The following is a 21,059-nucleotide window of genomic DNA, read 5'->3' on the forward strand; positions in this document are numbered from 1 at the left end:
GCCTGCGCATCCGCTGGGAACGGCGCGACGACATCCACGAGGCTTTCCTCGGCCTCGCCACCTGCCTCATCACCCACCGACACGTCCAACGCCTTTGTTAGGACCTCTAATAGCTGTCGTAGCTCGGCTCGCCGTTCGTCCGGTAGACGCCCACGACGGTGCCGCCTTTCGTCGTCGTGACGCTGACCGGTGTCAGCGCGGTGGGAATCGCTCCATCGGCGAACAGCCGCTTGCCGGTGCCGACGATCACCGGGTGGATGGTCAGCCGGTACTCGTCGACGAGGCCGTGCCGCATGAGCGTCTGGGCGAGGTCGCCGCTGCCGACGACGCTGATGCTGCCGCCGTCGGACGCCTTCAGCTCACGCACGGCATCGACGACATCGCCCCGCAGCAGAGTGGAGTTCCGCCACTCGACGGATGCCAGGGTCCGCGACGCCACGTACTTCCGCATGCTGTTCATCCGCTCGGTGAACGGATCGCCGGGGTCGGCGTTCGGCCAGTACGACGCGAAGATGTCGTACGTCTTGCGACCGAGGAGCATGGCGTCGAAACCCGTGTACCAGCCGGCGATGGCCGCGCCGACCTCCTCGTCGTCCACCGGCTTCTGCCAGCCACCGTGCCGGAAACCGCTCTCGGTGTCCTCGTCCGGGGCACCTGGGGCCTGCATGACGCCGTCCAAGGTCAGGAACGTACAAACGATGATCTCGCGCATGGTGCGCTCCCTTCGTCTCGACAGGTAGACGGCACAGCCACCGGAAACTCATCGGAGGCGCTGTCGCGGCACGGGACCAGTGCCGCGGCGGAGCGACGCCGTCCGTTCTCCCCGAGCGCGGGTGTCACGCCTGCCCGGTCCGGGATTCCCGACGCACACGCCCAGGCCGACGAAGCCCGACGGACGGCCCACCGGGTGCGACACATGGAGCACGCCCGGGGTGTGTTCGCGAGAACACGGGTGTGCGCTTGCGGGGCAGTGTGCGCTCCGGCCCGACTGAGCTATGGCGGACCCCTTCTGCTGGATCGATTCTGTCCGGTGTCGCCGAGTGTCTCCGAGGGCTCCGGCGAGACCGTGAGGAAGAACCAGCCATGGACGATCCGCTCGCACGCCCCCGGTACTCGCACGACTCCACGGCCCCCGTTTCGGGGACATCAGCCCACGAGGTCAGCCGGTCAGGGCCGCGAGGGTGTCGTCCAGGTCGGTGGTCCTGGGCCGGTTGTGGGGGAGCTTGGCCAGCATCATGGCCATGCCGCAGGTGTCGGTGAGGGCGGAGAAGACCAGGCCGCCGGCGACGCCCGCGGAGAGCCAGCGGGCCGCGTTCCAGCGTTGTCCGGCGATCAGACCGGTCAGGACGAGGGTTCCGGCGGCGAGACGGACCTGGCGGTCCATGGCCCAGGGGGCGCGGGTGCCGGCCGGCCGGTGGGTGTCGTGGCCGAGCTGGGTCCAGGCGGTGGTGCCGCCGGTGAGGGTCGCGGCGGGGATGTTCTGGTCGGCCAGGCGCCGGCAGGCCTGGGCCGAGCGGGCGCCGGAGGCGCACACGATGAGGAGGTCGCCGCGGTCCGCGGCGGTCTTCAGGGCGGGCAGGACCGTATCGAGGCGGTCGAGGGGAATGTTGTGCGCGCCGGGCAGATGGCCGGAGGCGTACTCGCCGGGGGTGCGCACGTCGATGACGGTCAGCTCGTGCAGCCGGGCGTCGGCCTGGTCGGCGGTGAGAGCGGTGGTGATTGACACGGGGAATTTCCTCGTTCTGGTTCGGGTCGTCCCTTCGATAGGATACCCAAGGGGGTATCTCGAAGGAGTGTGGGTCGTGGAACTGGCGATGGCGGCTGAGGAATTGAAGACGGTGGTCAACCGGCTGCGCCGGGCGCAGGGCCAGATCGCCGGGGTGATCAAGATGATCGAGGAGGGGCGGGACTGCGAGGACGTGGTCACCCAGCTCGCCGCGGCGTCCCGGGCTCTGGACAGGGCGGGGTTCGCGATCATCGCCACCGGTCTGCAGCACTGCTTGACCGACGCGGACCTGGCCGCCTCCGGCGACCGGGAGCAGATGCGTGCCCGGCTGGAGAAGCTGTTCCTGTCCCTGGCCTGAGCCATGGTGCCGCGACGCCGGTCATCCGTCCGGCTCCTCAGGCGAAGGCGTCGACGAGCATGAAGGCCGCCACGGTCAGCAGCACGACGGCGAAGGTCCGCTGCAGCAGATCGCCGGTGACCTTGGCGGCCAGGCGTCTGCCGTCCCAGGCGCCCAGGATCGCCGCCCCGGTGAAGGGGCCGATGACCGCCCAGTCGGCGCCGGCGGTGGTGGCGCCGCGGGTGGCCAGGGAAGCCAGCGAGTTCGCCGAGATGACCAGCAGGCTGGTGCCCACGGCGGCCTGCATCTCCAACGCCACCACGGTGACCAGGGCCGGGACGGCGAGGAAGCCTCCGCCGACCCCGAGCAGTCCGGTCAGCGCGCCCAGCCCCGCGCCGGTTCCGGCGGCCTTGACGGGCCGTGCCTCACCGGCCGCCGGGCCGGTGGCGGCGCGGCCGGGGCGCAGCATCCTGACGGCGGCCAGTGCGGCGACGGCCGCGAACGCGGCGGTCAGTACCGGCTGGGGCAGACGGGATGCGGCGGCTCCCGCTGCGGCCGCGGGCAGAAGCCCGGCCGCGGCGAACAGGGCGCCGACCTTCCAGCGGACGTTGCCGGTACGGGAGTGGGCGTACAGGGCGGTGAGCGAAGTGGCCGTGACGATGATCAGGCCGGCGGTGGTCGCGGCGGCCGGTGTGAAGCCGAGCAGGTAGATCAGCGCCGGGACGGCCAGGACGCTGCCGCCCCCGCCGAGCGCGCCGAGTGCGAGCCCGACCACCGCCCCCGCGATCAGGGCCAGGATCAGAACGCTCACGCTATGACACCGCTGCTGCCGCCCGGACCGATGACCGACAGCCCCGCACGCGCCCAGGCGGTCATGCCGCCGGTGACGTCCGTGGCCCGCACGCCGCGTGCGGTCAGCAATGCGACGGCCCGCCGGGAGCGGTGACCGGAGCGGCAGATCGTGATCACCGGCCTGCCCTGCGCGGTCGCCGGCAGCGGCGCCCCTGCCACCGGACGGGAAAGGGGCAGGTGCAGGGCGCCGGGCGCGTGCCCGGCGCTCCACTCCGGGGTTTCGCGGACGTCCACCAGGACGCTGGTGCCGTCGCTGGTCTGCTGGTGGGCCGACTGCGGGGTGAGGCGGCCGGGGCCGCGGCGGAAAAGCGACGACATCGGATGATCACTTTCGTGCGGGTGGTGCGGTGGGGCGTGTCAGTCGGTGCGGCCGGGACGGGTGAGGGTCAGTCCTGCCTCGACGGCGGCGTCGAAGCCGTCGTCGACGGCGACCACGTCGCGGCCGGCGGCATCCAGCAGGGAGGCGGCGATCGCCGCGCGCATCCCGCCGGCGCAGTGCACCCACACCACCCCGTCCGGCACGTCGCCGATGCGGCTGTGCAGCTCGTGGACCGGGATGTGGACGGAGCCGTCCACGTGACCGGCCGCACGCTCCGAGTCCCGGCGTACGTCCAGAACGACGACGTCCTGGCCGCGCTCGCGGGCGTCGGCGAGGTCGGAGAAGCGGGCCCGGGGGAAGGAGGAGAGCCGCTCCCCTTCGCGGACCCAGCCGGCCGGGTCGCCGGTGGCGGCCGCGGCCGGGCGGTCGATGCTCACCCGCGCGAGTTCCCGCTGCGCGTCGGCGATCTGCTCCGGGGTGTCGGCGAGCAGGGTGACGGGCTTGCCCCAGGGGATCAGCCAGGCCAGGTAGGTGGCGAGCTTGCCCTCGCCCTCGAAGTTGAACGAGCCGGCCACGTGACCCTCGGCGAAGGCCCGGCGGCTGCGCAGGTCCACCACCCACTCGCCCGCCGCCAGCTTGGCGGCGATCTCCTCGGCGTCCGCCCGCCCCGGCGGGGTGAGGTCGACCGGTGCGGGACCCGCGGCGTTGGCCGGGCCCATGTGCGCGTAGTAGGCGGGCACGTCGTCCAGCCCGGCGAGCATCTGGGCGACGAAGGTGTCCGCGTCCAGGGTCAGCGCGTCGTTGGTCTCGCGTTCCTTCCCGATCGTGGTCGTGTCCCCCGCGTCCCCCGCGGCCCCGGAGGAGGAGCAGAAGCTGCCGAACCCGTGGGTGGGCAGCACCGGCACCTCGTCGTCCAGCTCGTCGGCCAGCCGGTGGGCGGAGGCGTGCTGAGCGCGGGCCAGATCCTCGGTCAGCCGCGGCTCGACCAGATCGGGGCGGCCGACGGTGCCGATCAGCAGGGACCCACCGGTGAACACCGCCACACCCCGCCCGTCCTCGGTGAGGGCGTAGGAGGTGTGGTGCGGGGTGTGGCCCGGGGTGGCGATCGCGCGCAGCACCAGACCCTCGTCCACCGTCACGGTGTCGCCGTCGGCCACGGGAGTGCGGGCGAACGACACGCTCGCCCCAGCAGGCACCAGGTACCGGGCGCCGGTGACGCGCGCCAGCTCCAGGCCGCCGGTGACGTAGTCGTTGTGCACATGCGTCTCGGCCACGAAAGCGATACGCACCCCGCGGCGGGCCGCTGCGGCGATGACCTGGTCGATGTCCCGTGGCGGGTCCACGGCCACCGCCGCACTGGGCCCGCCGGCCAGGTAGCTGCGATTGCCCAGGCCCTCGAACTCCAGGGTGTCGACGAAGAACACGGCGCATGACTCCTTTCACGGGATGTACCCCGGGGGGTATCTGACTCCCACCATAACAGCCATACCCCGGGGGGTATTCCGTAGCCAGGAGACACCCCCCTGAGGCTTCGCCCGAGGCGCCTGCCGGTACGCGGCGGGGGGTGGGGAGGAGTCAGTCGTTCCGCGCTGATCTGGAGTGCCCGTGTCCCATGACCGCGCCATCCGCCTCGGCGCCGACTGCTCGGACCCGCCGGAGGAGTGCGGTCGTACGGCCCGCATCGTCGCCGCACCCATGTCCTGTCGCTCCGGGCGCCGGACGGACTGCGGGCCGTGGGGTCACCGGGTGGGCCGGTAGTAGGCCGCCACGGGGTCGCGCGCCTCGTCGTGCAGGGCCGGACCGTCGTGCGGCACCGTCGGCCAGGCGCCGGACGGCGGATTGAGGGCGACGAGTTGCTCGGTCGACAGCGCGTAGACGACCCGGCCGATGCCGGAGCGGACGATGCCGCCGTCACACATGCCGCACGGCTGGCAGCTCGTGTACAGGGTGGTACGGGCAGCCGTCTCCGGGTCGAGTTCGCGGGCCGCCCAGCGGGCCAGCTTCAGCTCCGGATGGGCGGTGATGTCGTTGTCCCGGCGGACCGTGTTGTGGGCCTGCGCGAGGACGGCGCCGTCCGGACCGGCCAGGAGGGAGCCGTACGGCGCGTCACCCAGGGTGACCGCGTGGGCGGCGATGCCGATGGCCCGCCGCAGAAGGGCCTCGTCGGCCGAAGTGATCATGTTCGAGTGCTCCAGTGGGTGGCCACGGTGGTCAGTGCCCGCCATGCCGCGTCGGGCCGGCGGGTCTCCTCCGGATCTCCGTGGTAGGGGTCGAGTACGACGGTGTCCGCGCCCAGCAGGCGCAACTGGTCGAGGTCGTCGAGGACCTGTTCGACGGTGCCGACGCCGGCGGGCCGGTCGGAGGCGTCGACCGGCGCACCGGTGACGCGCAGGGCGATGCGGGGCGCGAACCCCGGCAGCGCGTGCCGTCGTAGGACCGCGCGCATGTGAGGGAGGGAGAGCCGCAGCGGGTGCCAGGCGTCACCGAACCTCACGGCGCGCCGCAGGGCCGCCTCGCTGTGGCCGCCGATCCAGACAGGGACGCCGCCCTCCGGGCGCCCCGCGTCCCTGGCCTCCCGGAGGATGCCGAGGCACTCGTCCGTCAGCCGGCCACGCGCGGTGAACGGCACGCCCAGCGCCCGGAATTCCTGCCGGGCCCAGCCGACGCCCGCCCCGAGGACGAGGCGACCGCCGCTCAGCCGGTGGAGGTTGGCGGCCATGCGGGCCACCAGCAGGGGATGCCGGTACGGCAGGACGAGCACGGTCGTGCCCAGCCGCACCGTGGTGGTGAGACCGGCCAGCCACGACAGGGTGGTGAACGGTTCGTGGAACGGCTCCGGATACCGCTCGGCCACATCCGGGGTGACCGCCACATGGTCCGACACCATGAGGGTGCCGAAGCCGAGGTCCTCCGCGAGCCGCGCCCATTCACGCAGGACGCCGGGATCGGTCCCCGGGCCGAAGTTCGGTACATTGACGCCGAGTTGCATGGCCCGAGGCTATCCCGGTGATCACGGCGTACGGAACCGAAAGTTCCAGGGGTAGCGGCTGCTTCTCCGTGGTTTTGTTGGTACTTTCGCCGCATGGCCGGGAATCTTGACCACGTCGACTGGGCGATCATCGAGGAGCTGCAACGGGAGGCCCGCATCTCCCTCAGCGAACTGGGCCGCCGCGTGAACCTCAGCCCGTCGGCCACCACCGAACGCGTCCGCAATCTGGAGGCCGCGGGCGTCATCACGGGCTACCGAGCCGAGGTCGACCTGGCCAAGGTCGGCTACCCCGTCCTCGCCGTCGTCCGCCTCAAATACCCGGGCAACCGCCACGAGCCGCTGCGCCGCCTCCTCGCCGAACGCCGCGAGATCCTGGAGTGCCTGCGCACCACCGGCAACGACTGCTACACCCTGAAGGTGGCCGCGACCTCCATGGAACACCTGGAGGTCCTCATGGACGAACTCGCCGGCTTCGGCAGCACCACCACGAGCGTCGTCTACAGCCAGACCCTCCCCTACCGCGGCCCCCTCGCCCCGGACTGACAACCGACCCGCCGAGCGCGGCGGGGTGCGGCAACCGTCGTGCGGCCCGGTGCCGCACCCCGCCCGTATGGCTGCCGTCACCACCAGCCGCCGCAGTAGGAGACGCCGCCACCGGGGCGGTGCAGGCAGAGGCGCATCAGGGCTTTGTGCGTGAGCTTGTACTTCTTGCTGAAGGTCCTGGTCTTGTACGTCTCGCCGACCAGGAACGTCTTGCCGTCGATGCTCACCTGCACGACGACCTGCCGGTTGCCGGGGGCTTTGTGATGGTGGACCTTGCCCCACAGCGTGCCGTGGTACAGGCCGGGGTAGCCCGACTGGCGGTACCAGCTCTTGTGGACGTCGGCGAATCCGTAGCCGCGCTGCGTCCAGAGCCTGGTGCTCGCCCGGCTGGCGGGGGCCGCCGACGTGGCGGCGACTTCCTTCGCGGCCGGCCTGCCCGCCGTGTCACCGGCCGGGGCGGCAGCGGACGTACCGGTGACGGCCTCGGCCGGCGCGGGAGCCGCCGTGGCGGGCACCGTGAGGACGAGGCTCGCGCCGAGCGCCGCGGACGACAGGGCGACGGCGCGTTTGCGCATGGTCGTGCTCGTGTTCATTCTCTGCTTCCTTCGTCGGTGGTTGGCTCCGGGGCGGCCGCGGCCCGTGCCGCGAGCGGCGCCGCCGGTGGATGTGTCGAGCTTTCGGGACCGGAGGATTGTTGTGCAGGGGGGATCGACACCCGCAACAATCCGCAGTACTCGGCGGAGACGACGGACCGGCTTCCACGGTGTGACTGAATAGTCGCTTGTGCGGCTTCTTTCAGGAATGTGATTCTCCGAGTGGTGTGGAACGCCTTGTTTCCCTCGGGCACGCGTGGAGGAAGGACCGGTGGCCGGACGTCCTGAGAAGCCGTTGGACCCGGAGGCCGGTCCGGTGCAGCGACTGGCGTACGAACTGCGGAAGCTGCGCGCCGGCGCCGGTAGTCCGACATACCGCGAGCTGGCGCGTAAGGCCGGCTTCTCCGTCAGCGTGCTGTCCCGCGCGGCGGCGGGCGAGCGGCTGCCCTCCAGGGAAGTCGTCCTGGCCTACGCCGCCGTGTGCGGCGGGGACCCGGAGACGTGGGAGCGACGCTGGCGCGAGGCGGTGGCCGGGACCCCGCGATCGGTCGACGACGGCACTGCGTCGCCCTATCCGGGACTCGCCCGGTTCGAGGTCGATGACCACGAGCGGTTCTTCGGGCGGGACCGGATGGTCGAGGACATCCTCGATCTGGTGCGCACCAGCCGCCTGGCCGCGCTCGTCGGAGCCTCCGGCAGCGGCAAGTCCTCGTTGCTGCGGGCGGGGCTGATCCCGCGGCTGCGGGGGACCGGCGACGGATGTGCCGGGGGAACCCGGGCACCGTACGCGCGGCCCGCCGCCATCCAGATCCGTACCCCCGGCTCGCACCCCGCCCGTATGCTCCCGGCGCTCGCACCTGCGCGGGATGCCGGGCGGGACGGCGGAGGTGACATCGTCGTCGTCATCGACCAGTTCGAAGAGGTCTTCACGCTCTGCCAGGACCTCGCCGAGCGCACGGAGTTCCTCGACGGTCTGATCGCCGCGGTCCGGCGACCGGAAAGCCGCACGCGCGTGGTCATCGCGGTACGTGCGGACTTCTACGGCCGCTGCGCCGAGCACCGGTCGCTGGTCGACGCGCTGCGCGGCGCCACGCTGCTGGTCGGCCCGATGACCTCCGCCGAACTGCGTCAGGCCGTCGTGGGACCCGCGCAGGCCCACGGGCTGGTGGTCGAACGGGCCCTGACCGCCCGGCTGGTGGAGGAACTGCACGGGGAACCCGGCGGACTGCCGCTGCTGTCGCACGTGATGCTGGAGACATGGCGCAGGCGGCGCGGCCGTACCCTGTCGGTGGAGGCGTACGAGGCCGCGGGCGGTGTCCACGGGGCGATCGCCGCGACGGCGGAACAGGTGTGCGCCAGGCTGTCCGCGGAGCAGTTGCAACTCGTACGCCAGGTGCTGCTGCGCCTGATCACGCCGGGCGAGGGAGCGCAGGACACCCGGCGTCCGGCTCCCTGGTCGGAGTTCGGGACCTTGGGTGAAGGAAGCGCCGAGCCGCAGGAGGACCGGGCGGCGGACGTCTCGCTGGTCCTCGAACGCCTTGCGCGTGCCCGGTTGATCACCCTCGACGACGGCGTTGTCGATCTCGCCCATGAGGCGTTGATCACCGGGTGGCCCCGGCTGAGGTCGTGGATCGAGGAGGATCGCGAGGGGCTGCTCACCCACCGGCGGTTGACGGAGGCGGCCACGGTCTGGGCCGAGGCCGGACGGGACCCCGGCATGCTGTACAGGGGGACCCGCTTGGAGGCCGGCCGGGAGTGGGCCGAGCGGGACGGGCACCGGGACGCACTGACGCCGGTCGAGAGGGACTTCCTCGACGCGAGTGCCGCCGCCGAGGAGCACGCGCTGGCTGTGGCCGTCCGGCACACCCGTCAGTTGCGCTGCCTGGCGACCGCCCTGGCCCTGCTGCTGACCCTGGTGACGGCCGTGGGCGCGATCGCCCTGTACCAGCGGCGCAGTGCCGTGCAGGCCCGGGAGGCCGCGCTCTCCCGGCAACTGGCCGCCGAGGCTCTGAACCTGGTGGACTCCCGGCCGGGCACCGCCATGCTGCTGAGCGTGGAGGCGTATCGCATCGCGCACACCCCGGAGGCGCGCGGCGCACTGCTGAGCATGTCGGCGAGCCGGTTCTACCGGGGTGAGCTGAGCGGACACACCGATGCCGTGTCGGAGGTGGCATACAGCCCGCGCGGGCAACTGGCCAGCGCGGGCCGGGACGGCGAGGTCATCGTGTGGGACGCCCGGCGCCGCACCCGCCTGGCGACGCTGACCGCTCATGCCACCTGGCTCAGGGCGGTGGCGTTCAGCCCGGACGGGCGGCTGCTGGCCAGCGGCGGGGACGACGGGAGGGTGATGCTGTGGGACCTGGCGCGACGAGCGCCGACGGAGACCCTGGCCGTGCACCGGGGCTCGGTCAAGAGCGTCGCGTTCAGCCCCGACGGCCGTACGCTGGCCGCCGCCTGCGACGACGGCAGCACCGTACTCTGGAACACCGTTACCGGACGGCGGTCGACCCTCGGAGGGCACACGGGCCGGGTGTGGTCCGTGGAGTTCAGCCCCGATGGGCGGATGCTCGCCACGTCCGGCGCGGACCGCACGGCGCGGCTGTGGCGCACGGCGGACGGCAGGCCGCTCGCCCGTCTGACCGGTCACACCGCGTCCGTCGACTCCGTGGACTTCAGCCCCGACGGGAAACTGCTGGCCACCGGAAGCCAGGACCGTACCGCCCGGCTCTGGAACGTCGCCGACGGCGCCCCCGTGGCCGTCCTGTCGGGTCATGGCGCGGAGGTCAGGACGGTCGCGTTCAGCCCGGACGGCCGTACTCTCGCCAGCGGCGGCCAGGACCAGAGGGTCGTACTGTGGGACACCGCGCGGCACACCCCGCGGGTCGCCCTCACCGGGCACGGCACCAACGTCTACAGCGTCGCCTTCGATCCGCGCGGCGGTCAGTTGGCCGCCGCGGGGGAGAGCGGGAGGATCTCCCTGTGGGACCCCGACCCCACCCAGGGCCCGCTCAGCGGACACACGGACCGGGTGAACGACGTCGCCTTCAGCCCCGACGGCGGGTGGCTGGCCACGGTCAGCAACGACCGTGACACCGTGCTGTGGGACCTGGCCCGCCACGTGCGCCGCCGGACGCTCGCCACGGGGACGGGCCCGGTGCGGGCCGTCGCCTTCAGCCCCGACGGCCGGATACTGGCGACGGCGGCAGGCGTCTCACCCGACAGCACCGGCGGACCCGCCCGTCCACCGAGCCCGCAGGACCAGGCGCTCACGCTCTACGACCTCGTGGACGGGGGCCGGCCGATACGGCTCACCGGCCACGCCGAGCGGGTGACGGACGTCGCCTTCAGCCCCGACGGCCGGGTACTGGCCACGGCGAGCGCCGACAAGACGGTCATCATCTGGGACACGGCCCGGCACACCCGACTGACGCGGCTGCACGTCGACACGGGAGTGGCCGGCAGCGGTGTCAACGCGGTCGCCTTCAGCCCCGACGGCCGCACCCTGGCCACCGCCGGCTACGACGGACGCGTCACCCTGTGGGACACGGCCCGATGGGTCCGTACGGCCACCCTCACCGGGCATACCGGGCAGGTCCGGGCGGTGGCCTTCAGCCCCGACGGCCGCACCCTCGCCACCGCGGGCATCGACCAGAACGTGATGCTCTGGGACCCCGCCCGGCACACCCGACGCGCCATCCTCGCCACCAGCGCCGGCACCGCGTTCTCCGTCGCCTTCAGCCCCGACGGCCGCACCCTGGCCACCGCCAACGCGGACACCTCGGTCATGCTGTGGGACCTCACCGACCGCACCCTCCTCGCGACCCTGACGGGCCACACCGGGCAGGTCCGCGCGGTGGCCTTCAGCCCCGACGGCCGTACTCTCGCCACCGTGGGAGACGACCGCACCGCGCGCCTGTGGGACACCGGCCCCGACCGCACGACGGCCCTCCTGTGCGCCGCGCTGGCCCGGAGCCTGACTCGGCAGGAGTGGCACCAGTTCATCCCGGAACGGCCCTACCGGCGTAGCTGTGGAACACAACAGCGCTCCTGAACGACGACAGAAGGAAGTCGTACGGCGGTCTCCCGGTGTCCCGAGCGCGGCCGGCCCGCCTACGTCGGGACCCCTTCAGGACTTGACGATGCGGCGCACATTGTCGACCGAGCCGCAGCCGGCCTTCATCTGACGCTCGCGCTCCTCCAGGAACGCCGCCCCCAGTTCCTCACGCCGCTCCATGGCCACGCTCTCCCGCGCGCCGTTGAGGATGGTGCGTTCCTCCTCGTCGGCGTGATGGGTGATGGCCTCCACCAACTCCTCCAGCTTGGCATCCCACTCCTCGGACCCGACTTCCTCCACTTCCAGGAGGGCCAGAAGAGCCTCGTTGCCCTCGTCGTGCTCGTGCTCGCCGTGCTCGATCTCTTCGTCGTCGATGCTCTTGTACCTCTTCAGGGCGGGGTAGACCTTGGCCTCCTCGGCCAGCGCATGGGCGATCAGCAGTTCGGCGAACTCTTCGAGCGCGGCGGCGCGGTCGGCTTCGATGCTGCGCATCTGGCGGAACAGGTCCTCCATGCGGCGGTGGTCCTGAAGGATGAGCTCGACGACATCCTGCGTCTCGGACATGACGGGGGGCACCTCTTCTCCTCGCGGCGGTCGTGGTCACTACCGCTTACCCTCACCGCTTGCGTTGATGACTTCCGGACGCCACTCACCGTGACGGGTTCCCTCATCTGAGCCGGACCGTTGAGAGGGTGGTTCCGGAGCACCCCAGAACCCGCCTTCTGCCAGCGGCAGAACACCGGCCCGGCCGGGTCCGGCGATCACTACAGTCCGGGCTCATGACGACAATCACCACGCGCACGATCGAATACGCGGCCGACGGCCTGACGATGATCGGGCACCTCGCGCTCCCGGCCGGTGCCGGCCGCCGGCCCGCGGTCCTGGTCGGGCCCGAGGGGGTGGGGCTCAGCGACGTCGAGCGCCGCCGGGCCGAGGCGCTCGCCGAGCTGGGATACGTGGCACTGGCCTTCGACCTCCACGGCGGGCGTTATCTGGGCGACCCCGAGGAGATGCTGGCCCGTTGCATGCCGCTGCTCGCCGACCCCGACCGGATGCGAGACATCGGCCACGCGGCGCTCCACGTGCTCCGCGCCGAGCCACGGACCGACCCGGACCGGATCGCCGCCATCGGCTACGGCACCGGGGGCGCGATAGCGCTGGAACTCGGGCGCGACGGTGTCGGCCTGCGGGCGATCGCGACGGTCAACGGACTGACCACGGGCCGACCGGGCGAGGCAACGCGCATTCACTGCCCGGTGTGGGCCGGGGTCGGATCGCAAGACCCGATCATGTCGCCCGCGCAACGGGACGCGTTCACCGCCGAGATGCAGGCTGCGGGCGTCGACTGGCGCCTCGTGGTCTACGGCGGAGCCTTGCACGCCTTCCATCACCCACCGGTCGACCACAGCATGCTTCCCGGGGTCGGTCATCACCCTCAGCACGCGCGGCGGGCCTGGCGGGACGTCGTCGACCTGCTCGCCGAGTGCCTGCCCATGACGGAGTGATCCGGGCGGGCCGGAGGCTGTCCACAGGCTCCGGCCCCGAGGCGTACGGGCGGTGTCGCCGATCCGGCACTCCTGAGCGAGCCAGGGCCACGGAGCCAACCGCCGGCACTCCGTGCTGCCGGCCTCGCAGTCGCGAGATCGTCACAGGCCCCGCGGCACACCGCCCCGTCCACTCAGCGGACGTCGATGACGGCTTTGCCCGGCACGCGGCGACCTGCCAGTTCAGCGGCTGCCCGCGCCACCTGCGTCCAGTCGGTGCGCAGGGCGACTTGCGGGTCCAGTTCGCCGCGGGCGGTGAGTGCGGCCAGCCAGGTGAGGTCGGCACCCAGCCCCGCGGCATCGTCCAGCAGGTAGAAGGTGGCGATCTGGCGGTTGTGGCGGCGGCCGTTGCCGAAGAGGGCTCCGTAGGGGAACTGCTCGCCGTCGCCGGAGATGTGGCCCGCGGTGACCAGTACGCCGTTCTCGGCCAGGGCGCCGTGCGCGGCGACCATGTGTGCGCCGCCGACCAGTTCGACCACTCCGTGTACCGGTTCGAGGTGCTGAAGCGTGGCCAGGTCGGTGACGATCTCGTGAGCGCCGAGTGCGCGCAGTGAGTCGCCCTTCGCCGGGTCGCTGGTCACCGCGGTGACATGTGCGCCGCCTCGGGCCGCGAGCTGCAGAGTGAAGCGACCCACGCCGCCGCCCGCCCCGGTCACCAGCACGCGCCGTCCGAGGATCGGGCCGATGCGGTGCAGGGCACGCAGCGCCGTGCCGGCCGCGACCGGCAGGGTACTGATCGGGCCGAGGTCAGCCCCCTCGGGCACGGTGCCGATCAAGTCCGTGTCCACGGCGCGTAGTTCGGCCCAGGCTCCATCCGCCCCCACTGTGACGACGGGGGTGCCGGCCGGGGGACCGGAGCCGTCGGCGGCCGGCCGGACCACCACGCCCGCGGCGTCCCAGCCGGGCACCGTGCCGACGTCGCCCTCGGGAACCACGTGGTGGACCTCGCCGGCGTTGAGGGAGAAGGAGTGGACCCGGATCAGGGCCTGGCGGGCGGTGGGTTCGGGGTCGGCGACCGTGGTGAGCGCAAGGTGCCCAGGTGCTGTGTGATCAATCGTCAGGGCCTTCATGCCGAGCGATAGTGCCACTGAGTGGCATAAGCCTGCAAGAGGCAACAGTCACTGGTAGGCTTCGCTCATGCAGAAGGACCCGAAGGCACTGCCGCTGCGTGAGCGGAAAAAGCTCCGGACCCGGCAGGCTCTGGTCGATACGGCCCTCGAGCTGTTCACCGCACGGGGCTTCACCGCGGTCACCCTGGACGAGATCGTGGACGCGGTCGAGGTCTCCAAGCGCACCTTCTTCCGCACGTTCACCTCGAAGGAGGACGTGGCCCTGGCCCCGGAGAAGGAGCTGTGGGCCGCCTACACGGCTTACATCGAGAGCCGGCCCCTGCCCGGCGAGCACCTGTTCGGCGCCTACAAAGACGCGCTGTTCGCGGCAGTGGAGCAGATGGCGGACGGATGGGAGCAGCGCTTCCTGGCCAGCCGCAGTCTGGCCGACCGGACCCCCGCGCTGACCGCACACAGCCTGCGCCACTGCTCAGAGGTTTCCGCGAACGTCGTCCGGATCGTGGCGGACCGGCTGGCCGGACAGCATCCCGGCCACACCGAACTGCGCCTGCTGCTGGACCTCATGCTGGCCGCCTGGCACTGCGCACTGGAGGCATGGACCTCATCGGACGCCGCGGAGCAGGACCGCGCGGCACTCGTCCAGCACATGCACCGAGCCTTCGCGGTGATCCCCGCGGTCGCGGCAGCGGCAGCGCAGGACAGTTGAACGGAAAGGCGATGTGCGGCCTGTAGGACGGCATGCCTCATGAAGGCGCGGGGTCTGTAGCGGCGCGAAGTTGCGCCTCGGGCTTGGTTGTTTCGCGATGCATCGATCTCTTCCGTCAGGCCGGTAACTGGCCAAGATCACTTAACTTATGTTTATATTTCGCGGCTAATGATCATGCGCACGTCGCCTGGGGGTACTTCCGAGGGCGACGGGGCGCACCCTTTGGGGAGTACCACAATGAAGAACCCATTGCGTGCCAGTGGCATCGCGATGTTGACCGCGGGGGCGGTCCTGCTGGCAACGCCGAACATCGCTGTCGCCGCGGACCGGCCGGCCGCGGACGGGGCGGCCGGGACCGAAGCGGAGCAGGCTGTCTCAGCGCTCCTGGACTCGGTGGAGTCGCTGCAGGCGCACCCGATCACAGAGGCGGAGAGCGCCGAAGCGGCCTTGGCTGCCGCGCGGGTCCAGGACCGCAAGGTCGAGATCCTGCAGATGCGCACGGAGACGGACACCGTCTACGCGAACCCGGACGGCACGCTGACCCGGGAGTCCGCGGCGGGTCCCGTCCGGATGATCAAGGACGGCCGTTGGGTGGACGTGGACGTCGACCTCCAGCGCGGCAGCGACGGGGACGTGGTCGCCAAGGCGCACCCGGAAGGGCTGAGGCTCGCCGGGAAGGGCGGCACCCTGTCGCGTTCGCTGAAGGCCGCGGCGGATGCCCCGCGGAGCACGGCACGCGATCTCGTCACCCTGGGCAGCGGCAAGTCCAGGATCGCGGTGCAGTGGAAGGGCGGTCTGCCCGCTCCCCGGCTGTCCGCCAACGTCGCGACGTACGCGGACGCCGTCCCGGGCGGCGACCTCGTGGTCGAGGCCACCCGCACCGGGTTCGAGCAGTACCTCAAGCTGCGGCATGCTCCGCAGGACGGCGCCCCGCTGGTGCTCCCGATCGTCCTGCCCGACGGCATGAACGCCAGGCCCGACGCCGACGGCGGCATCGATTTCGTGGACCGCTCCGGTGAGACCGTCGCCGCCATGCCCGCGCCCACCATGTGGGACAGCCAGGTCGATCCGCGCTCCGGCGAGCACACCAACCGCGAGAAGGTCGCGATGGAGGTGACCCAATCCGGTAACACCGCTCAGTTGACCCTGCGGCCGGACCCGAAGTGGCTCGCCGACGCGGCGACGCAGTACCCGGTCACCATCGACCCCGCCACGGACGCACTCGACGTTCTGTTCGACACGTTCGTCCAGGGCGGCGATACGACCGATCAGTCCGCGAGCGTCGACCTGAAGGTCGGCTGGCCCGGCGACTACGAGGGAACCACCAAGCGCGTCGCACGGTCGTTCATCACCTTCCGCACGGCGAACTTCTCCGACGCCCTGGTCTCCAAGGCGTCCCTGAAGCTGTGGAACTACCACTCGTGGTCGTGCGACAAGCGCGGCTGGGAGGTGTGGGCCGCGGAAGCCGCGGACGAGAACACCCGCTGGACCAAGCAGCCGCTGATGACGGAGAAGATCGCCACCTCCACCGACACCAAGTCGGCCACCTGCGACAACGCCGGCTGGGCCACGGCCGACATCACCAAGCTGGCGCAGATCTGGGCCTCGGCCAAGGCCGAGAGCGGCTCCATCGCCCTCAAGGCGGTCGACGAGGCGGACGTCTACGCCTGGAAGCGGTTCTACTCGGCCAACGCCACCGACCAGGACCAGATCCCCACCCTGGAGGTGACGTACAACTACCGCCCCTACAACGGGGCGAACCTGCAGGCAGGTGCGCCGTTCATCTCCACGGGCGGCATCTTCAAGGTGAACACCACCACGCCGATCCTGCGCTACTCCACCGTGGACTACAACGGTGAGGACGAGGTCACCGGTACGTACGAGATCACCGACACGTCCACGGGAACGGTCGTCACCACCATCAACGCCGCCCCGGCGCCCGCGAACAGCACCTCGCAGGTGAAGGTCCCCGCCGGCAAGCTGACCACGGGCAGGACGTACAGCTTCCGCACCACCAGCTTCGACGGCACCCACTACGCCAACGGATGGTCCGACCCCGTTCTCTTCACGGTCGACACCGCCTGGAAGCCCACGACGGCCGAGAACGCCCTGGGTCTCGCGAACACCTACTCCGACGCCGCCGACATCACCGCGGCCACGTCCTCGGACGCCGACTACGCCTCCATCGCGGTCACGGAAGAGAACGTCGTCTCCGTCCCCTGGGACGGGCAGAACAACGCCATCGACGTCCAGAACGAGTTGATGCCCAACAAGCTGACGATCCCTTCGGCCGACACCAAGGGAACCCAGGTGGGCGGCAACGTGGTCTACACGTCGGCCGGCCCGGTCGACACCGTCGTGCAGCCCACCGCCGACGGCGGCTCGCGCACGCTGAACATCCTGAAGAACAGCAGCGCACCGCACGACTACGAGACCGGCTTCACCCTTCCCGCCGGCATGACGGCCGTCACCCACGACGACGGATCGGTCTCGCTGTACGCCGCCGGTGACGAGAACGCCGAGCAGATACCCACTACGGACGCCGCCGGGTTCTTCGACGCTCCCTGGGCCAAGGACGCCAACGGCAACGACGTCCCCACCAGCTACAAGGTCGTCGGCGACAAGCTCGTCCAGCACGTCGACTTCGACGCGAACAGCGCCTTCCCCATCGTGATCGATCCCTCCTGGTGGTCCACCACGAAGAAGATCGCCAAGTGCGGACTGGCCATCGCCGGATTCGTCTTCACCTTCACGCCGGCGGGCAGCTCCAAGCGTGTCTACACCGCGGTGAGGCTGGTCAAGAAGATCGGCGTCAAGAAGACGGCGAAGCTCATCCAGACCTACGCCAAGCGGCGCAAGCTGACCTCCGCGCACCGCAAGGCGGTCGCCGCCCTGCTCGGAATCCCGGCACTCAAGAAGGCATGCAACTTCTAGAAGGGGGAGAGCGCAATGATCGCCATCGCAGTGGCCGTCATGCAGGTCGTCGTGATCCTGATTCACCGCAGGCGCCATGATGCGACGGGGCCACGCGTCACGCCGTGGGCCTACATGGCCGCATGCCTGGGGGCCTGCGTCGTGGGATGGTTGATCATCGGCCGGCCCACGATCGAGTGGGGAGACCTGTTCCTCGCCCTCGTGTTCGGAGTGCTCATCGGGTCGGAGACCGCCAGGTCGGTCGAGGACCTGTCAGGGCGCGCCTGGGCGGCGTGGGCGACCGCCGCGGTCTGCGGGGCGGCTTCGGCCACCTGGCTCCTGCAGAACCCGCTGCCCTTCACCTGACAGGCGCTGAGGACACCGTCCCGGACGGCCTCATCCATCCCCTGCCGGCCGAGGCATGAAGGCAGGCACCCATGTGGGGCCGGTTCAGAACGACTCTGAACCGGCCCCACGCTGCGGTTGCGGGCAGGCCGGCCGCGAAGGGCGGCGCCGGTGGACGCGGACGATGACCGCCCGACGTCGACGAGCACCGGTCAGCCGCAGTCCTTTCCGTTCAATGTGAAAGCCGTGGGCGTCCCGGCGGGAGTGCCCGTGCCCTGGAATCCGAAGCTCACGCTGGAGCCCGGCGCGATCGTGGCGTTGTGCGCGACGTTCGCGGCGGTGACGTCGGGTCCGGCCTGCGAGACGGTGGCGTTCCAGGCGTTCGTCACCTTCTCGGTGCCCTTGAACGAGAATCCGAGCCGCCAGTCGTCGACGGCCGCCGTGCCGGTGTTCCGCACACCGACATCGGCGGTGAAACCACCGTTCCAGGTGCTGGTGACGGTGTAAGTCACGGCGCACTGGGTCGCGGGGGGCGTGGGCGTGGGCGTGGGCGTGGGCGTGGGAGTAGGAGTAGGAGTAGGAGTCGGCGTGGGAGTAGGCGTGGGCGCGGTCCCGTCGGGCTCCGTCCCCCACTGCGTGTCCGAGCCCTCCGCCAGCACGATGTGCGGCGCGTCCACCGGCGTACTGCCCGGCGTCGTCGGGATCGCCTGGTAGGACCAGTCGTTCGCGGGGTTCCAGGCCCCGGCCGAGGTGATGCGGAACTGCACCTCCTTCCGGTACGCCGACTGGCCCGCCGGAGCGATCACCGCGTTGGAGCAGTCCACGGTGACGAAGTAGACGTCACCCTCGAAGTGCGTCGGGCCGGTCACCTTGCCGCACTGGTTGTAGTTGGTGGTGGTGCTGATCTGGCCGGGCGTGACCCCGCCGTCGAGGGTGAAGTAGTAGCGCAGGGAAGCATGCGTCAGCGCGCGTGCGGGCCACGCCGACTTGTTGACCAGGTACGCCTTGATCTCGGTGAAGCCGGGGCCCGAGGCGTTCACGGACGCCTGGACCGAGATCTCGGGCCCGTCCGGTTTCTCCGTCTGGGGGAAGTCGGCGAGCGGGCTGCCGCCGTACTCGGCGTACAGCCGGGCCAGGGCGCCCGTGAAGGCCGCGTTGTAGTCGGTGGCCACTTCGTTGTTCACGTAGTTGGACCGGTCGTCGGTGTACGCGTCGTCCGCCGCGCTGGGCCCGCCGACCAGCGCGCCGTACAGGACGTGCCGGTTGTCCGCCGGGCTGGTGAGCTGGTCGGTCCACGAGCCGTGACTGGTCCGGTGGTGCGGCTTCGTCGGCGGGTTCGCGCCGAAGCCGACGACGTAACTGGACTTGCGCGGGTTGTCGCCGAGCGCGTAGTTGATCTGCCGGACCGCGAAGTCGTGGTAGCGGGCCTTGCGCACCGGGTCGCCGGTCAGCCAGTCGGAGTACGACAGCGCGGCGAACGCGGTGTTGGCGGCGTACCGCAGCGATCCCCAACTGTCGAGGACCGCCTGCCCGCCGGGCGAGTAGCGGACCTTGGCCCCGTTGACCCCGACCGTCCACCAGTCCAGCCACCGGTTGGCGTCGTCGATGTACCGCTGCTTGCCGGTGAGCTGGGCGAGGAGCACGTACGAGCCGTAGGAGGTGTCGTCCCAGGAGAGCGTCCAGCGGTAGGAGCGGGTGGTCGTCTGGGGCTCGGTCGACAGCTTGTCGTAGGCCGATTCGGCCTTCGCCAGGTACGCGGCGTCACCGGTCGCCTTGTACAGCCAGATGGCCCCCCAGACCAGCTCGTCGTTGTAGCCGCTCCAGGAGTTGTAGTACGCCTGCGCGTCGGTGATGCAGTCGCTGTACTTGCCGCGGTAGGCGTCGGCGAACGCGTACAACTGCTTCGCGTGGGTGAGCAGCTTGCTCGCGTACGCCGGGTCGCTGTCGGCGAACACCATGGAGGACGACGCCATGGCCGCGGCGGTCTGGCCCGCCAGGTCGGAGCCCGCGCACGAAGCGTCGATCTTGTACGCGGGCCGTGCCATCGGCATGACTTCGGCCGGCCCCCACCACTTGTGGTCGTCGGCCCCGTTGCCCACCTGGCCGTACAGCACGTTCGCGGACGGGTGCGCCTTGATGAAGTAGTCGTTGACGAAGCGCAGGTTGTCCCGGAGGTAGCGGAGCTGGCCGGAGGCGGCGTAGGCGGACTTCTGCTCGACGCCGCCCCAGGCGAGCAAGGTGGCGGAATAGGCCATGGGCAGGCCGAACTTGACGTGGTCCCCGGCGTCGTACCACCCGCCGGTCAGGTCGAGGCCGGCGTCCTTGCCGTCGCCGAGGGCGGAGTCGCCGCGCCAGGAGACCCGGTTGTCGTCCGGGAGCTTCCCCGACCGCTGGGCGTCGTAGAACCAGAGCGACTTCTGGAGCGCTTCGCCGTAGTCGAAGGCGGCCGGTGCGGCGGAGGAGGGGCTGGAGGCGGCCGATGGCAGCAGCAGGCCGGCGGTGACGGCGATCGCGGTTCCCCACGCACTCACCAGCCGGGAGCGTCGGACACCGGCCGGGACGGCCGGGCGGGCCTCGGGAGCCGCTGTGGGGAGCGCGGAGCGTCTTCGGGGGATGAGGGAGGAAAGCGGGCGCAACGGACGTTCCTTCCGTGCGGTGGGAGGGGAGGGGCATGCCGCGGCGCGGTGGCTCTGGGTGAAGGCAGGAACTGATGGGAGCGCTCCCAATCACTGCTTCATGAAGCCAGCGCATGCAGTAAGTGTCAATATCCCGCGCATACTTCGTCCGGACGCCGCGACTACCGAAAACGGGGGACGGGCCTGCCGCAAGACGGCTCGACCGGCCGCCGACCGGAGCCCGGACCGGTGACGAAGGCGGGGGCGTGTTCCGGCGGCCGCCGCGAGGGCGTGGCACGGCGGTGCTACCCGCCTGTCGTCGGCGGTGTTGACGCCGTGCGTCAGGGCGGTCGGGGCGGGGGAGAGGCGGTGGATGTCCCGGGAAGGAGGAGGTGGTGCCGGTGATGAGGGGGAGGCCGCCGTGCCCCCCGCTCCCGGCCATCCGTTCACCCG

18 protein-coding genes and 1 pseudogene are annotated in these 21,059 nt (G+C 71.1%); 8 read left to right on the plus strand and 11 right to left on the minus strand.

Going from position 1 to position 21,059, the window contains the following annotated elements:
* A pseudogene (locus tag ACFY32_RS28275) lies at positions 1–101 on the plus strand (IS5/IS1182 family transposase); the annotation flags it as partial.
* A 5-nt stretch (positions 102–106) separates the two neighbouring features.
* Here the strand turns inward: ACFY32_RS28275 and ACFY32_RS28280 are convergent.
* Both ACFY32_RS28280 and ACFY32_RS28285 read right to left on the minus strand, forming a co-directional pair.
* Positions 107–712, minus strand: coding sequence for a dihydrofolate reductase family protein (locus ACFY32_RS28280; protein WP_390675643.1), 606 nt, complete (start codon positions 710–712; stop codon positions 107–109).
* 447 nt (positions 713–1,159) lie between these two features.
* Positions 1,160–1,726, minus strand: a complete 567-nt coding sequence (locus tag ACFY32_RS28285) for a rhodanese-like domain-containing protein (protein WP_390675644.1) — start codon at positions 1,724–1,726, stop codon at positions 1,160–1,162.
* 76 nt (positions 1,727–1,802) lie between these two features.
* Between ACFY32_RS28285 and ACFY32_RS28290 the strand changes: the two genes are divergently transcribed.
* On the plus strand, positions 1,803–2,084 hold the full coding sequence (locus ACFY32_RS28290; RefSeq protein WP_390675645.1) for a metal-sensitive transcriptional regulator: 282 nt from the start codon (positions 1,803–1,805) through the stop codon (positions 2,082–2,084).
* Positions 2,085–2,121: 37 nt separating this feature from the next.
* On the opposite strand, the gene ACFY32_RS28295 is transcribed toward ACFY32_RS28290, so the two are convergent.
* The 5 genes from ACFY32_RS28295 to ACFY32_RS28315 all read right to left on the minus strand — a co-directional run bounded on the left by ACFY32_RS28295 (position 2,122) and on the right by ACFY32_RS28315 (position 6,223).
* Complete coding sequence (locus ACFY32_RS28295; RefSeq protein WP_390675646.1) at positions 2,122–2,874, minus strand: sulfite exporter TauE/SafE family protein; 753 nt, start codon at positions 2,872–2,874, stop codon at positions 2,122–2,124.
* The gene (locus ACFY32_RS28300; protein WP_390675647.1) at positions 2,871–3,233 is read right to left on the minus strand and encodes a rhodanese-like domain-containing protein; all 363 of its coding nucleotides are present in this window, start codon (positions 3,231–3,233) and stop codon (positions 2,871–2,873) included. The genes ACFY32_RS28295 and ACFY32_RS28300 overlap by 4 nt, the downstream gene beginning before the upstream one ends.
* A gap of 39 nt (positions 3,234–3,272) precedes the next feature.
* Positions 3,273–4,658, minus strand: a complete 1,386-nt coding sequence (locus ACFY32_RS28305; RefSeq protein WP_390675648.1) for a rhodanese-like domain-containing protein — start codon at positions 4,656–4,658, stop codon at positions 3,273–3,275.
* Between the two features lie 315 nt (positions 4,659–4,973).
* Positions 4,974–5,414, minus strand: a complete 441-nt coding sequence (locus tag ACFY32_RS28310; RefSeq protein WP_390675649.1) for a nucleoside deaminase — start codon at positions 5,412–5,414, stop codon at positions 4,974–4,976.
* A complete protein-coding gene (locus ACFY32_RS28315; protein ID WP_390675650.1) occupies positions 5,411–6,223 on the minus strand; it encodes an LLM class flavin-dependent oxidoreductase in 813 nt (270 codons plus the stop codon). The genes ACFY32_RS28310 and ACFY32_RS28315 overlap by 4 nt, the downstream gene beginning before the upstream one ends.
* Before the next feature lie 93 nt (positions 6,224–6,316).
* Here ACFY32_RS28315 and ACFY32_RS28320 point away from each other — a divergent pair, with 93 nt between their 5' ends.
* A complete protein-coding gene (locus ACFY32_RS28320) occupies positions 6,317–6,766 on the plus strand; it encodes an Lrp/AsnC family transcriptional regulator (protein WP_390675651.1) in 450 nt (149 codons plus the stop codon).
* A gap of 77 nt (positions 6,767–6,843) precedes the next feature.
* Here ACFY32_RS28320 and ACFY32_RS28325 read toward each other — a convergent pair whose 3' ends face one another.
* Positions 6,844–7,359, minus strand: a complete 516-nt coding sequence (locus ACFY32_RS28325) for a hypothetical protein (protein WP_390675652.1) — start codon at positions 7,357–7,359, stop codon at positions 6,844–6,846.
* Positions 7,360–7,630: 271 nt separating this feature from the next.
* On the opposite strand from ACFY32_RS28325, the gene ACFY32_RS28330 reads away from it, so the two are divergent.
* Complete coding sequence (locus ACFY32_RS28330; RefSeq protein WP_390675653.1) at positions 7,631–11,410, plus strand: helix-turn-helix domain-containing protein; 3,780 nt, start codon at positions 7,631–7,633, stop codon at positions 11,408–11,410.
* Positions 11,411–11,485: 75 nt separating this feature from the next.
* Here the strand turns inward: ACFY32_RS28330 and ACFY32_RS28335 are convergent, their stop codons facing one another.
* On the minus strand, positions 11,486–11,977 hold the full coding sequence (locus tag ACFY32_RS28335; protein ID WP_390675654.1) for a hemerythrin domain-containing protein: 492 nt from the start codon (positions 11,975–11,977) through the stop codon (positions 11,486–11,488).
* A 215-nt stretch (positions 11,978–12,192) separates the two neighbouring features.
* Between ACFY32_RS28335 and ACFY32_RS28340 the strand changes: the two genes are divergently transcribed.
* Complete coding sequence (locus tag ACFY32_RS28340; protein WP_390675655.1) at positions 12,193–12,918, plus strand: dienelactone hydrolase family protein; 726 nt, start codon at positions 12,193–12,195, stop codon at positions 12,916–12,918.
* Positions 12,919–13,091: 173 nt separating this feature from the next.
* Here ACFY32_RS28340 and ACFY32_RS28345 read toward each other — a convergent pair whose 3' ends face one another.
* On the minus strand, positions 13,092–14,027 hold the full coding sequence (locus ACFY32_RS28345; protein WP_390675656.1) for a zinc-binding dehydrogenase: 936 nt from the start codon (positions 14,025–14,027) through the stop codon (positions 13,092–13,094).
* 67 nt (positions 14,028–14,094) lie between these two features.
* Between ACFY32_RS28345 and ACFY32_RS28350 the strand changes: the two genes are divergently transcribed.
* From ACFY32_RS28350 to ACFY32_RS28360, 3 genes are all read left to right on the plus strand, one after another.
* Complete coding sequence (locus ACFY32_RS28350) at positions 14,095–14,733, plus strand: TetR family transcriptional regulator (protein ID WP_390675657.1); 639 nt, start codon at positions 14,095–14,097, stop codon at positions 14,731–14,733.
* Between the two features lie 237 nt (positions 14,734–14,970).
* The gene (locus tag ACFY32_RS28355; protein WP_390675658.1) at positions 14,971–17,667 is read left to right on the plus strand and encodes a DNRLRE domain-containing protein; all 2,697 of its coding nucleotides are present in this window, start codon (positions 14,971–14,973) and stop codon (positions 17,665–17,667) included.
* A 15-nt stretch (positions 17,668–17,682) separates the two neighbouring features.
* A complete protein-coding gene (locus ACFY32_RS28360; protein ID WP_390675659.1) occupies positions 17,683–18,012 on the plus strand; it encodes a hypothetical protein in 330 nt (109 codons plus the stop codon).
* Positions 18,013–18,203: 191 nt separating this feature from the next.
* On the opposite strand, the gene ACFY32_RS28365 is transcribed toward ACFY32_RS28360, so the two are convergent.
* Entirely contained in the window at positions 18,204–20,522 is a 2,319-nt protein-coding gene (locus ACFY32_RS28365) for a glycoside hydrolase family 9 protein (RefSeq protein WP_390675660.1), read from the minus strand.
* Positions 20,523–21,059 lie beyond the last annotated feature (537 nt).

This window comes from Streptomyces sp. NPDC000134, assembly GCF_042899225.1.
Classification (GTDB): Bacteria; Actinomycetota; Actinomycetes; order Streptomycetales; family Streptomycetaceae; genus Streptomyces.